The sequence below is a fragment of the Paenibacillus sp. FSL R5-0810 genome (assembly GCF_038002285.1).
Lineage (GTDB): Bacteria > Bacillota > Bacilli > Paenibacillales > Paenibacillaceae > Paenibacillus_AQ > Paenibacillus_AQ lactis.
In genome coordinates this window covers 1193407-1205978 of the sequence record NZ_JBBOCF010000001.1, presented here as the reverse complement: position 1 = coordinate 1205978, position 12572 = coordinate 1193407, and the positions used below count along the sequence as shown (strand labels likewise).

The following is a 12572-nucleotide window of genomic DNA, read 5'->3' as shown; positions in this document are numbered from 1 at the left end:
AGCTTCATGCCTTTGCCTGTGTATCGAGTAATGATCAAAGACAAGGATTATGAACAGTTAAACAGCAATATCTGGTCCAATCGTTTTGTGCCGGGACAGCTCGTTATCGGCGGAAAAAGAATACCGATACGTATTCGCTACCGGGGAGGGCATACCCGAGAATATCCGAAAAAATCCTATGAAATTAGAACCTCCAAATATACCTACCACTTTAATGCTGAATATGATGACCCTTCCTTGATTCGAAATGCGCTTTCCTTTCAATTTTTCAATTCGATTCATGTGCCAAGCCCTTCGACCCGGCACTGCGTGCTTACGCTGAACAATGAAAAGCTTGGGGTATATCTAAATATAGAGGCTGTAAAGACTCCCTTTTTTCGAAAAAGAGGGATTCCAGTTCGAAGCATCATTTATGCGGTTAACGACAACGCCGACTTTACAGATAAACGATCGTCGGGCAAATCTTTCTTCTCTGGCTATAATCTTATAAAAGGCTCAGAGCGGGATCGCTTAAAACTATCTAACTTTATTCAGGGGATTCACCAGAAAGAAGGTGCCGAGCTGCAGCAATATCTTCGCAGGCACCTGGACATCGAAAATTACTTGCGGTGGTTATGCGGCGCGGTATTAACGGGGAATTATGATGGCTTTAACCAAAACTATACCTTGTTTGAGCACGGAAAAAGCAGAACATATCGCATGATCCCATGGGACTACGAGGGGACTTGGGGAAGGAATTGTTATGGGAAAATAGTAGATTCAAACCTTGTGAAAATTCAAGGTTACAATAAACTAACGGAGAAGGTATTGTCCTTTCGTTCACACAGGCAAAGGTATAAGGCTCTCTTGTCAGGATTTCTTGAATCGGTATTTACGGTGAGACGTCAACTGCCCCTCGTATACAAGATGCATGATGCCATTGCTGCTGACGTTTATAAGGACCCCAATCATAAATGGAGCACGAAGGTGTTCGACGCAGAGCCGGATACCATAAGGAAATATATTGACCAAAGAAGGCAGGATATTTTAAGCCAGCTAGGCTCATTGGATTAAACGCAACAACAAGCCCAGTTGTAGGCTAATTTACCTTGTCAATGAAACAGACCAAAATCAAAAAAATCCTTGAAAATCGGCCTACACCCTGAGGTTTATCGGGTAAAGGCCTTTTCACATTGAATTTAACTATATATGCTTCCACCAAATTCCTGCACATTCCGGAACCGTTGACCACTGATTGTCGAGGATCTTCCGCCCAAGCTCTTCGCCAAAGAAAAACTCGGTGCATTGTCTGGCTTCTTCGACATGGCTAAAGGTATAGTCCATTCGGATCCACTTGTGCTGGAAGCCGTATTCCTCTTCAAGTGCTGTATAATACTTCGTCAGAAATCCGGGAGGATTCGGGGTTTCCGTCCCCGTGCCCATCGTCTCGAATATGATGATGGTGGCATGTGGCTTCAGCACACGGTGAAGTTCAGACATGACCCGTTCTAAATTTTCCGCCCAATCGTCATTGTCCGTATTGGCTAAATAACCGATACTCCAGCCCTAAACCGCCAAATCTATCGATTTATCGGCCAGGGGCAGCTCCCTATGGTCTGCAACAACCGCACTCCAATTACGCTCAAGCCCTTGCCCAATTAATTTTTGATCTAAGAGCTCCAGCATGGGAGCAGAAATGTCCGTACAGATTAATGAACCCGCATCCTTCGCAACAGCACTTGATAACCGGCCGGTTCCCGCTCCTAGATCCAGGACCGCTAAATCCTGAAAATTCCGGATCCCCCGGATCACTTCAGATAATTCAGGCTGCTTGCTAATCATCAACTCATAGATATCCGATTGATTTTGATAAATCTGTTCATGTGTAGCCATACGCGATCACTCTTTTCTGAATTATTTGATAGACCTAGCTAAAAGCCCCTTACAAATGCTTCATCGTATTCTTTTCGGTAATCTTCCATTGATTCAAGATCCTCTCAACCGTATGCACACTTGTGTTATCAATTGGAAAGAACGGACTTTTGTTGGTCCAATCCTGACCGTTTAAATGATAATACAAGACATTAATGACACCGCCATGGGTAACTAGCAGAACATTCGACTTCACTTCTTGACATTCAAGCTTCCTGCGTAAGCTCTCAAATGCTTTGGTAATTCGGTTATAAAAATGCTTCGGTGTTTCCCCTCCCGGAAAAGGAGCATCCATGTCCAGCGTATTGAAGTAAACACCCGGGTACCGTTTCTCGGCTTCTTGATTTGGCATACCTGCTAAGTACCCGTTATTCATTTCCCTCCAATCTTCGGAGTAAATGGTTTCTTTGTTAATAATTCGTTCAATCTCCCTAGCCGTTTCAACTGCGCGTGGTAGATCACTGCTCATTATTGTGCGAATCCCATATTCGTCTTGGTAACGATGCAGAAACTCCCCTAGCCTCCTCGATTGGAACACGCCTTGCTCGATTAACCCCCTGCTGCTCCATCCCCCTCGAAAGCCCTCTTCATCTGCGCCGTGTCTTACAAGAAATATCTTCATATGTAGTTTCTCCATCAAAGTAGTTTGTTTCGTGCTATTATGTCATTTACGCTTCACCCGTTACGGAACGACCCGATTCGGAATTGCTCTTACTTATAACTTTCTCTCGTAATAATATCCCTTCAATATGATCTGTTTGGTATCTTGGGTCACTTCGTCGTCAGCATCGAGATTAGCTATTTCACTCCTCGGAAATGGGTTTGGAGAAGAGGCGTAATAAAAATCCCCGTATTTCGTGACCACCCTTTCTGCAGGTTCGCTTCGAACTCTTCGATCGTAATCTTTTTGCCAATCCTGCAAGGCTTTTGGAGATGGGGCAGCATTATGAATAGTTGTGTTTAAACTTTGATAATAATCTATAAATCCTCTGACCATATAAACCAAACCCAGTAATACTAGACAACCTGATGCAATGACAATAGTTCTTATATGCTTCTTATTCATGCCCCTCCCTCCTTTGCAGTGGATAGCTCCATATCGTCATTCAGCGCAATCACCTCGCTTAAATTCAAATCCATGTGGGCTATAACAGTCACAGGCATTCAGTTTTTAAATATATACTCTATTGGGTAATTATAACATCCAATAACATCACTGGAATACAAAATACGAGCCTGAGCATGCTCAACGAGTTTGAAATGCTCTAACCGCTTAAGACAACAACTGCCTCGGTCGCCGCATCGCTATCCGATCTGCCTATAATAAAAGCCTTCCAAGGAACCATCCCTTAGAAGGCTTAACTTATATATGATGAATGTTGCTGCGATTCACTCATGGTTCGAATCCCTTTTGACTCACATACAACTGATCTTCCGGAAATACCGTGCGAAACCGATCATATACGACCCGATAGGCGGAAGGGTGGTACCATTCCTCAAGTCCGAGCACTCTATACAGCTCGTTCAAAGCGAGCTTCTTCGTGCGTTTCCCGCCGCTCCCGTCACCCATGAAATAATCGTCGATACATACGCGATGGACAAGCGGGCGCAGGATCTCAGGGAATTTCTCCGTGCTTGGCAGCACGGGAGAGATCGCGGCTTGCGTCCGGATTCCGGCATCTCTCAGCTGTTCAAGGGCCTTCAATCTGGCCTGGATCGGCGGAGCCGAAGGCGTAAATTGCTTTCGGATGTCCTCCCGGTCCGTCTCCACCGTCATGCTGACCCGGACCCGATCTCCTAATTGCTGCAGCAGATCAATATCCCGCCGAACCAACGGGCTGCGGGTCTGCACCAATAGAAAATCCGGCGGATCCGCGGCCATGACCTCCAGTATCATGCGAGTCACTTCCTCCTTCGCTTCTGCCGGTTGGTACGGGTCGGTGCTCGAGGACATGAAGATGGTAACCGGCCCCTTCTGCTTGGCTCGACTCAGCTCCTTGCGAAGAGATTCGGCCGCTCCTTGCTTCACATCGACCCAGGAGCCCCACTCCTGCTTGCGAAATAAAGAGACCGGCATTTGCCTCACATAACAATACGAACAGGCAAAGCTGCAGCCCGTATACGGATTCAAGGTATGGCTGTATCCGTTCAAAAACCCGGTTCCTTTATTAAGCAATGTCTTCGGCGTTTTATACTGAACCTCCGTTTTCATAAGGTCCCCCCTTGTCTGCTCAGGCCAATATTCCCTTTATCTTCATGAAGACAACGAGAAGCGAGTTCCTTCTATAGTATACTGAAACCTTCAGCTTCGCCAGCCAGAAGCCGAATCACAAGCTTGCCGCTCTCCCCTCCGACCTTGCCGTCTTCCGTGCGATGGGTATTCCCGCCAGGCTTGCGCTCCAAACATGCCGTGGATTGTGGCGATCGCGGGAGATGTTGCATTTCTAAATCCGAAATGCTGTTCATAACGTTTATTAAGTAACTTCGTTCATATTTTGATGAGGATGAGAGGTGTGAATACTATTGAGTAATGACAACAGGGATGGATATATACCCCAACCTGTACGGAATGATGGCGCCGGGTGGTGGGATTTGGGACCACGTGACATCATGCGTGACCTGGAGAACCCGGATATGCTGGTTCCGCCTGTGACGGATGCGGGTACGCTTCCCAACCTGAAATTTTCCTTTTCCGATACCTATATGCAGTTGAATCATGGCGGCTGGTCCCGGGAGGTTACCGTTCGACAGCTCCCGATTGCAACTACGCTTTCCGGGGTGAATATGGCGCTGACTCCGGGCGGTGTGCGGGAACTGCATTGGCATCAGTCGGCGGAATGGGCGATCGTCCTCGTTGGCAGCGCACGCATTACGGCAGTCGATCAGGATGGAAGGAACTTCATAGCCGATGTGGGCGTAGGTGATCTGTGGTATTTTCCACCGGGAATTCCCCACTCCATTCAAGGGCTGGAATGTGGCTGCGAGTTTCTGCTGGTCTTCGATGACGGCAGCTTCTCCGACCTCAATACATTATCGATCTCTGACTGGTTCGCACATACGCCGAAAGACGTGCTGTCGGCTAATTTTGGTGTGCCCGCCAGCTCTTTTACCCATATTCCCAAACAACAGCGATATATCTTTCAAGGAAACATTCCGGGTCCTCTTGAAAGTCAATACGTAGCGGACCCCTATGGTACGGTGCCAAAAAGCTTCACGCATCGTCTGCTCGCACAGGAGCCGATCGTTACTCCGGGCGGGACGGTGCGGATCGTGGACTCCACCAATTTTCCAATTTCGACGACCATTGCCGCCTCATTGCTGGAGATCAAACCGGGAGCAATGCGAGAAATGCACTGGCATCCAAACAATGATGAATGGCAGTATTATATATCGGGCACTGGCCGCATGACCGTTTTTGTACCCAATGGCACGGCTCGCACTTTCGATTATCGTGCCGGCGATGTCGGATATGTGCCGTTCGCATATGGGCATTATATTCAGAATACCGGCGACCGAAGTCTGTGGGTTTTGGAAATGTTTAAGAGCAGCCGCTTTGAAGATGTTTCCCTGAATCAATGGATGGCGCTCACCCCTCATCAGCTAATTCAGGAGAACCTTCATGTAGGGTCGGAATTTATACACGCCCTGCGAAAGGAAAAAGGGTATATTGTCAAATATCCCGGTTACTCCGATTATCCAAGAACGGGAAGATAGCAGCTGCTCGCTCTTTTTCAAAAATGTTAAAAGGATGAACAAGAAGAAACGGGCTCACTTGGCATCATGGAAAATGATCCCGAGGCTGTACCTGGTCCCCGAGGTGATTGTGCTCACACCATGCCGCAGCATCGTCCGGTAATACCCCCGGGTTCCCATGACTGGCCGGTGATGGGTCGGAAAGATCAAGCCAGAGCCCTGCTCCAAGGTGATGACATGCCCCCGGCTCTGCGCGCGGGGCCGCTGTTCCACCAGAAGAAATTCTCCGCCTGTATAATCGGCTTCTCTTTCGTTTAATACGAACACGACCTGTAATGGAAAAAACACATCCCCATACAAATCCTGATGCAGACAGTTATATCCGCCTTCTTCGTATTTTAGAATCAACGGCGTTGAGCGCCGCTGTTCCTGAGCATGGCATACCGCCAGAAAATCGTCCAGCCTTGCCGGGTACCTCTCCTCGCTTCCGAGCCATGCCAGCCAGCGGTTGGCCGTTAGCGCCAGCTCGGGATAGAAGCCCTCCCGTAGCTGCTGAAGCAGTTCCGGGAGGGGAGCCTGATAGTATTTGTACTCACCGATCCCGAACCGGTGCCTTGCCATGTTGATCGTACTGCGAAACCGCGATTCCTCCTGGTAAGTGCCTATGATTGCCGCGCACTCTTCCGGCAGCAGCAGCCTGGGTATCACGACATAGCCGCGTTCATCCAGCTCCGTTTGAATCCCTTCCCAGTACAGCCCTTCAATGCGTTCGGGCAGCGTACTAGACATACTCCGCGGTCTCCTTCTGAATGGCCTGCTCATGTTTACGCTCAAGCTCCAGCAGCTGGCTCTTCATCGCAAGGCCTCCGCGATAGCCCGTCAAGGCCCCATTTTTGCCGATAACCCGGTGACATGGTACGGTGACCAAGAGCGGATTCGCCCCGATGGCGGCCCCTACCGCTCGAACGGCAGCCGGCTTTCCGATGCTATGGGCGATGTCCGTATACGTCATGGTCTTCCCGTAGGGGATTTGGCACAGTGCACGCCACACTTCCCTTTGAAAAGGAGTCCCCTTATAATCCATGGCCATCTCGAACCGGTCACGCTTTCCCTGCAAATATTCCTCCAGCTCTCTTACATAGGGCTTCATAATGCGGTCATCCTGCACAAGCCCAGCACCGGGATATTTAGCAGCGACCCATTCCGCCATCTCGTCAAACGTCTTATCCTGTGAACCGACATAGCATAATCCTTGCTCCGTTGCCGCGATGTACATGCTCCAGCGAGCATGAGTCAGCCGCGTCCAGCGGATCACATCAGGATTGGATTCGATCATGATTCATTACCTCCATACTTGAATAATTTAAAGCTTGCCGGCGATAGCTTAAAGGAGTCGTCCCGGTCTTCTTCTTAAACAAAGTTACGAAGTAAGCCGCATTCTCTATCCCGACCAATTGACCGATATCAGCGATAGGTTTAGCCGTATCCGTCAGGAGCTGCTTGGCTTTATCGACACGCAGCTTCTGGATATATTCCGTCGGGGTCATTCCGGTGACCCGCTTGAATATGCGGTGAAGGTGATACGGACTGCCGTGACTCACATCGGCCAACAGATCCAGCGTTAGCTGCTCGTTGTAGTTTTTATCGATGTACTCCTTGACAAGCTCGATCCATTCGTGGTCCGGCAGGCGCTCTCCCGTTGGCTTACACCGTTTGCATGGACGGAATTGCTCGGATCTTGCTTCATCCGCCGATTGAAATACGCGCACATTTTCTTTTTTCGGGGGCCTGGACTTGCAGGAAGGTCTGCAGAAAATCCCGGTCGTTTCGACCGCATAAAAAAACTTGCCGTCACTCGCTTTATCATTTTCGATGATCGCCTTCCACTGTGCTTCGGTTGGCTCGATCCGGTTGGCCACGTTTCATTCACCTCCGCTAACATTATAACCACAGGTTCGGCTCGTTGTACGGTTTTTGGAATATAAGAGCAAGATTACAAAATGATTTGCTTCCGTAGTATGGTACAAATAGTATAAGAGATAATTAGAGTGAAAGGAAACGATGAATCATGTCCCAATCCAAGCCGACACCAAACGGCCGAACGCCCGCAAATTCCATAGAACCAAGCACTGAGCATGCATGGGGCCGTCTCGCTGATACGAATCACCTAGCTGCTTCGGTTTCCTCTCGGCACTCCCATCCGAATCCGGTCCCCCATAGCAGCTGGGAGGACCATCAGCATGAACTCAAGCTGTTCGTGCCGAAGGAATTCAGCTTCAAGGAGAACCTGAGTTACCTGCAGCGCTCGCCGAATGAATGTCTGTTTCACATCCGCAACGACCGGATTTATCGAGCTCTCCCCTTGGGCCTAGGACAGGATATCGTCGTTATTGAAGTTCGCGAAGCGCCTCACGAACAGGCCGTCATCGTTCGTTTCCTTGGGGATTTCATCCCTGTTGAGCCCAGTATGCGGGCTGAAGCAGCTGCGTACGTCCGCGATTGGTTCGACATGAACACCGATCTGGTTCCATTCTATGAGATGGCGGCTGTTGATCCCCTCCTCCGCGAAGCTGTCCAATCCTTCTACGGGCTTCGCAACATGGGAATCCCCGATCTGTTCGAAGCGCTGTGCTGGGGCATTCTAGGTCAACAGATCAATTTAACCTATGCCTATACGTTAAAGAGGCGTTTCGTGGAAGCCTTTGGCCGACGCCTCGAATGCGAGGGAGAGACATATTGGATATTCCCGCGGCCGGAGGAAATCGCGGGATTAAACGTCCGGGACCTCAGCGGTCTTCGGATGACGGTGAAGAAATGCGAGTACCTTCTGGACGTTGCCAAACTCATGGCAGATGGAGCATTGACCAAGGAGAAGCTGCTTGAGGCCGGGGGCCTGAAGCAAGCGGAGAACATGCTTATCGCGATCCGCGGCATTGGCCCCTGGACGGCGAATTATGTACTGATGCGCTGCCTTCGGATCCCCAGCGCCTTTCCGATTGATGACGTTGGACTGCACAATGCGATCAAGCATGTGCTGGGCATGGAGAAGAAGCCGACGAAGGAAGAGATTCGGAAGCTGTCGGCTTCCTGGGTCAATTGGGAATCCTACGCTACCTTCTATCTGTGGAGATTTCTGTACTAGGAGTGGCAAAAAAAGAGGCTTGCCCTCTCATCCCCTGCTGCAGGATGAGAAGCGTCAGCCCCTTCACTATAGATCATTATTGTTAAGTATGATGATGCATGAGTTAAGTAATAATACCTGTGGGTTCACGTCATGACGTTTCTTTTTATTCGATAAAGTACATTTTTCCATCCACTTCTAGGGAAATCGTATATTGAGCGAGATCCTCTTTCAGCTGCTTGGCATACGCCACCACATGATCCAATGATTTCTTATCCAGTTTCTCGGCATAGGCGTACACAATCGTAACATTCTCCTTGATCAGCTTCTGATCTTTGTCCACCCAAGCACCCTCACCGTCAATAGCTGTAGCGCCGCCGAACCATTGCGAAAACTTCGTTAATGCCTGATCTACGAACTTTTGCTGGGCTTCTTCGGTGATTTCAATGTTTCCCTTCACCGTGGATGGGATATAAATTTTTACGACATGACTGAGGTGAAACTGCCCCTCAAGAGCGCTTCCTGACACTTCAGCTGCCGAAGACCCCTCCGCACTGTAAGATTGCTGGACCGGGACGAACACGAGCAGCAATAACACTGCAATCGCTGCCGTAATCATCCAATTCTTTTTGTTCTTCATTACCCCATGTCTCCTTCTTTTGTTAAATAATCGAACGGCCGGTTCCCAAAACGGTAATCCTCTGACCCCGTCCAAGATGCCGGCCAGTCGATCAAGCTTGGATAATTATATTAAAGGAACATATGATATTCAATGGGAAATCCGAATTAATCCGGATTTAATAGAGAGCATGCGAAAAGCCGAATTCTGCTTTGCGAAGCAGAACCGGCTTGTTTGCACTTGTTGCGGCACTAATTTATTTTTCCGATCCAGGTTAAGCTCTCAACGTCCCGATGATCCATACTTCCATTCAGAATCGCCTGAACGTCATGCAGGGTGTCTTGGAGCGGAACCCGTTCCCCTTCTCTTCCGGAATAGGCCTTTGCAATGTAAAAAGGCTGTGTAAGGTAAGCCTCCAGTCTCTCCCCTCTCTGATACACTTCCGTTTCCGATGCAGGAATCGCCTGCAGACCCCTCACCTGTACTAATGAGCGAAGCTCGCGGTAACGGCGCAGCAGCTTCTGAGCCCGCTGCTGAACCGAGGCGTGATTCTGATCCAGATGGGCACCTTCCAGCACCGACGAGGTAGAGTAGATCGGATTGACGGCAGGAAACATATGTCTTGCCGCCAGATCCGCGTCGAAATACCAGAGCGTTTCGAGCGGACCGTAAGGAATATCCTCATCAACCACAGCTCCTTTCAGGTCGACGAGAAATGTGGTAACATGCTGATGGCCTTCCTGCTGCAGACGCTCCTGCAGCTCGTATATTTTTCCGGTCAGCACATGCTCCCGGTCCGCGGCGAACATCATCTCCTTACCCGGCGGCGTGCTTATCGCGACATCATAAACTTCTTCAATGGAATACGCCACCTGCTCCACATCATCCAGCATATCCTGCAGCTCGGGGTATTCCCCTTCTGGCTTCAGCAGAATCGTCATATAACCATCCCGTTTAAAATGATGGAACAATTCGCCGAGCAGCACCAGCTGCCCCATTCCCGGACGAGCCACTAAACCTACCGTCCCGCCTTTAGCGATCGGGGCAAATAAATCGAGCGGCTTAATACCCGTTTCGATCATATCGATCCGATCTCCGCGCAAAATCAGCTCATCCAAACTGCATTTCGCCAGCGCTGCCAATGCGGCAATCGTGCGGACTTCCGCGCGGCCGACCGGGATCTTCCCCGTACATAAATTGGAGACGGTGGCCGGCCGCAATCCAACCGACTTGGCAGCGCTCGTCAGGTTCGGAACTCTTTGTCGCAGCAGCGATACATTAAGCTTCAGATTGTCCAAATGCGTACACCCTTTTTAATAGTAGATTCATGTTTCTTCAGGATCTTACCTGATCGCGTTCATAAAGGAATCTGCGGTGCGGACAAACGCTTCCGCGTCCGGTTCGAAAATATTATGGTCATGCTGATCGAACTCCACAAGCTTGGCCTGTGGCAGCTTCAGCTTGTACTGCTCCGCTGCTTCTAATGATAACCCGGGATGCGGTTTTACGCCACGGATAATCAAGGCTGGACATGTCAAAGTGGTCAAGTCATCCCATAACTCCACCTTGCTTGATTCCCGCTGCAGTGCATGCAAGGCCCCGGCCTGCATCCGGTCATACAGCTTCTTCCCCCGCCACGGCGGTAAGGATGCGAAGAACTCCACCCATCCCGGCGGAAGCTGAGTATGAATGGCAGGATAGTCGCCGATGATCAACCCCCGAATGCGTTCAGGATGCTGAACGGCATAGCCTAGCTGATACGACACGCCCCTTGAATATCCCATGAGAATGAATGACTCAATTTCTAAATGACGAACAACCGCGTCGATATCACTGATATGATCCTCGAGCGTGAATCCCGATGCAGGGGAGTCGCTTTTGCCCCGGCCGCGGAGCGTGATCATAATGATATGTCGGGGAGTCAGCTTCTCTACAATGCTAATGTAATCTTCTGCTGATTCTGACAACCCGGGAATGATAACGAGCGGAACATCTCCCTTATTCAGTTCCCGATGGGCCTCCGTCACGTGAATATGCACCCCATTGTTATTCACCATCGTTTCACATAATTGCATTTACAGTTCCTCCTAGGTATAAGCAGCTATTATTAATAAAGTGCAAACCTTCATCCAACAGGTTTCAAAGCGTACGCTTCTAATGCCTGAAGTCGGTATTTCCCCCTCTCCTTCCTATCTCAACGCGTCGAATGGCAGAAAAGCATGCACGCCCTTAGCCGTATTCACGATTTGAGTGATTCTTAGATCCACTGTCAATGTGGCATAAGCATATGCTTCAGTCCTTGAAATCGCATAGAGCTCGGTCATAAGATCAAGCATCCCGTTCACAGCGATCCACATCGCTTCGTCAAGATCCTCGTGGAAGCCCATCGTCAGCCAGCCCGTGCCCGTCTTTGCCCGGGGCATTGTAATGGCCATGTCATCACGGACACGGAAGGTCAGACTCACCTTTTCCATGGGACATTCCAAGGCGGGCCCGCTAACTTCGCCGTCTCCTTGCGCAGCATGGCCATCCCCTGTCGAGAATAAGCCGCCGCTTACCGGGATCGGCAGATACAACGTACTGCCGGCGGTTAACTCTTTGCAGTCCAGGTTGCCTCCATATGGCCTGGGGACGAACGTGGTATGTCTGCCTTTTTCTTGTGGCGGCATGCCCATAATTCCCATAAACGGCTTCAGGCCGACGCCGTATTTGAAATTACCGAACTGGCTTCGTCCGATCATCGTCCGGGCATCCAGTTCGAAATCCAGCGCCACTTCCTCGGTATCCGACATGCCCAGCTTCTCGTTCCAATAGCTAGGAAAGCCACCGGCAGAGGTCCAGCCCCAGGAGCCGGGCACAATCTCATTGATTCGGATCTCCAATGTGCCCCCAGGCTCCGCCCCTTCGATATGTACGGGACCCAGCAGAGCATGCCCAAACTGCTTCTCCTGCCGCTCCGGCAGGCGCTCGGTAAACTTCAATCTCGGCTCTCCTGGCGAAGAACGCTTCGCAAGTCCCCAACCCGCATCCAGCGTTTGATACTCGACCGTATCCCCGGACTGAATATAGAGAGCCGGCTCAAGTTCCCTGCTGAAAAATCCATGAAGCGAATGAATATCCGGTTTCAACACATGCACCTTGGACATACAGCCTCTCCTCCCTAAATGACCAGGCAGTCACTGAATACCAGTTTAGCGAACTGCCATGATATTTACTTCAAAGAGTAAT

General features: G+C 49.9%; 15 protein-coding genes. 3 read left to right on the top strand and 12 right to left on the bottom strand.

The genetic code is table 11. From position 1 onward, the window contains the following. Positions 1–6 precede the first annotated feature (6 nt). Complete coding sequence (locus MKX76_RS05550) at positions 7–1053, top strand: CotH kinase family protein (protein ID WP_007130231.1); 1047 nt, start codon at positions 7–9, stop codon at positions 1051–1053. 129 nt (positions 1054–1182) lie between these two features. Here MKX76_RS05550 and MKX76_RS05545 read toward each other — a convergent pair whose 3' ends face one another. From MKX76_RS05545 to MKX76_RS05525, 5 genes are all read right to left on the bottom strand, one after another. Continuing rightward, positions 1183–1479 carry a hypothetical protein gene (locus tag MKX76_RS05545; RefSeq protein ID WP_007130232.1) on the bottom strand — a complete coding sequence of 99 codons (297 nt, stop codon included), beginning with the start codon at positions 1477–1479 and terminating at the stop codon, positions 1183–1185. Between the two features lie 66 nt (positions 1480–1545). Next, positions 1546–1872, bottom strand: coding sequence for a class I SAM-dependent methyltransferase (locus MKX76_RS05540; RefSeq protein ID WP_007130233.1), 327 nt, complete (start codon positions 1870–1872; stop codon positions 1546–1548). A gap of 49 nt (positions 1873–1921) precedes the next feature. Continuing rightward, on the bottom strand, positions 1922–2533 hold the full coding sequence (locus tag MKX76_RS05535; protein WP_341033180.1) for a histidine phosphatase family protein: 612 nt from the start codon (positions 2531–2533) through the stop codon (positions 1922–1924). A gap of 93 nt (positions 2534–2626) precedes the next feature. Beyond that, the gene (locus tag MKX76_RS05530; protein ID WP_341033179.1) at positions 2627–2977 is read right to left on the bottom strand and encodes a hypothetical protein; all 351 of its coding nucleotides are present in this window, start codon (positions 2975–2977) and stop codon (positions 2627–2629) included. A gap of 327 nt (positions 2978–3304) precedes the next feature. Beyond that, positions 3305–4123 (bottom strand): SPL family radical SAM protein, encoded by an 819-nt coding sequence (locus MKX76_RS05525; RefSeq protein ID WP_341033178.1) that lies wholly within the window; start codon positions 4121–4123, stop codon positions 3305–3307. A 311-nt stretch (positions 4124–4434) separates the two neighbouring features. Between MKX76_RS05525 and MKX76_RS05520 the strand changes: the two genes are divergently transcribed. Next, entirely contained in the window at positions 4435–5625 is a 1191-nt protein-coding gene (locus tag MKX76_RS05520) for an oxalate decarboxylase family bicupin (RefSeq protein ID WP_341033177.1), read from the top strand. A gap of 54 nt (positions 5626–5679) precedes the next feature. On the opposite strand, the gene MKX76_RS05515 is transcribed toward MKX76_RS05520, so the two are convergent. From MKX76_RS05515 to MKX76_RS05505, 3 genes are read right to left on the bottom strand one after another with little or no spacing between them, the layout of a single operon-like run. Further along, positions 5680–6393 carry a 2OG-Fe(II) oxygenase gene (locus MKX76_RS05515; RefSeq protein WP_341033176.1) on the bottom strand — a complete coding sequence of 238 codons (714 nt, stop codon included), beginning with the start codon at positions 6391–6393 and terminating at the stop codon, positions 5680–5682. Beyond that, positions 6386–6940, bottom strand: coding sequence for a methylated-DNA--[protein]-cysteine S-methyltransferase (locus tag MKX76_RS05510; RefSeq protein WP_341033175.1), 555 nt, complete (start codon positions 6938–6940; stop codon positions 6386–6388). Before MKX76_RS05510 ends, MKX76_RS05515 begins: the two co-directional genes overlap by 8 nt. Beyond that, a complete protein-coding gene (locus tag MKX76_RS05505) occupies positions 6921–7523 on the bottom strand; it encodes a bifunctional transcriptional activator/DNA repair enzyme AdaA (protein ID WP_341033174.1) in 603 nt (200 codons plus the stop codon). Before MKX76_RS05505 ends, MKX76_RS05510 begins: the two co-directional genes overlap by 20 nt. 149 nt (positions 7524–7672) lie before the next feature. Between MKX76_RS05505 and MKX76_RS05500 the strand changes: the two genes are divergently transcribed. Beyond that, positions 7673–8746, top strand: a complete 1074-nt coding sequence (locus tag MKX76_RS05500; RefSeq protein ID WP_084046633.1) for a DNA-3-methyladenine glycosylase family protein — start codon at positions 7673–7675, stop codon at positions 8744–8746. A gap of 145 nt (positions 8747–8891) precedes the next feature. Here MKX76_RS05500 and MKX76_RS05495 read toward each other — a convergent pair whose 3' ends face one another. The 4 genes from MKX76_RS05495 to MKX76_RS05480 form a co-directional block, all read right to left on the bottom strand. Then, positions 8892–9365: a DUF3574 domain-containing protein gene (locus tag MKX76_RS05495; RefSeq protein ID WP_007130243.1), complete on the bottom strand. Its 474-nt coding sequence runs from the start codon at positions 9363–9365 to the stop codon at positions 8892–8894. Between the two features lie 230 nt (positions 9366–9595). After that, positions 9596–10642 (bottom strand): ATP synthase beta subunit C-terminal domain-containing protein, encoded by a 1047-nt coding sequence (locus tag MKX76_RS05490; RefSeq protein ID WP_341033172.1) that lies wholly within the window; start codon positions 10640–10642, stop codon positions 9596–9598. Positions 10643–10687: 45 nt separating this feature from the next. Further along, positions 10688–11419, bottom strand: a complete 732-nt coding sequence (locus MKX76_RS05485; RefSeq protein ID WP_028404848.1) for an alpha/beta fold hydrolase — start codon at positions 11417–11419, stop codon at positions 10688–10690. Between the two features lie 114 nt (positions 11420–11533). After that, complete coding sequence (locus MKX76_RS05480) at positions 11534–12490, bottom strand: acetamidase/formamidase family protein (RefSeq protein ID WP_007130246.1); 957 nt, start codon at positions 12488–12490, stop codon at positions 11534–11536. Positions 12491–12572: the final 82 nt, after the last annotated feature.

Excerpts from the sequence above, each read along its gene's own strand:
- MKX76_RS05515 (WP_341033176.1), bottom strand. The coding sequence starts at position 6,393 with ATGTCTAGTACGCTGCCCGAACGCATTGAAGGGCTGTACTGGGAAGGG.
- MKX76_RS05510 (WP_341033175.1), bottom strand. The coding sequence starts at position 6,940 with ATGATCGAATCCAATCCTGATGTGATCCGCTGGACGCGGCTGACTCAT.
- MKX76_RS05530 (WP_341033179.1), bottom strand. The coding sequence starts at position 2,977 with ATGAATAAGAAGCATATAAGAACTATTGTCATTGCATCAGGTTGTCTA.
- MKX76_RS05500 (WP_084046633.1), top strand. The coding sequence starts at position 7,673 with ATGTCCCAATCCAAGCCGACACCAAACGGCCGAACGCCCGCAAATTCC.
- MKX76_RS05480 (WP_007130246.1), bottom strand. The coding sequence starts at position 12,490 with ATGTCCAAGGTGCATGTGTTGAAACCGGATATTCATTCGCTTCATGGA.
- MKX76_RS05525 (WP_341033178.1), bottom strand. The coding sequence starts at position 4,123 with ATGAAAACGGAGGTTCAGTATAAAACGCCGAAGACATTGCTTAATAAA.
- MKX76_RS05545 (WP_007130232.1), bottom strand. The coding sequence starts at position 1,479 with ATGTCTGAACTTCACCGTGTGCTGAAGCCACATGCCACCATCATCATA.
- MKX76_RS05540 (WP_007130233.1), bottom strand. The coding sequence starts at position 1,872 with ATGGCTACACATGAACAGATTTATCAAAATCAATCGGATATCTATGAG.
- MKX76_RS05485 (WP_028404848.1), bottom strand. The coding sequence starts at position 11,419 with ATGCAATTATGTGAAACGATGGTGAATAACAATGGGGTGCATATTCAC.
- MKX76_RS05535 (WP_341033180.1), bottom strand. The coding sequence starts at position 2,533 with ATGAAGATATTTCTTGTAAGACACGGCGCAGATGAAGAGGGCTTTCGA.
- MKX76_RS05550 (WP_007130231.1), top strand. The coding sequence starts at position 7 with ATGCCTTTGCCTGTGTATCGAGTAATGATCAAAGACAAGGATTATGAA.
- MKX76_RS05495 (WP_007130243.1), bottom strand. The coding sequence starts at position 9,365 with ATGAAGAACAAAAAGAATTGGATGATTACGGCAGCGATTGCAGTGTTA.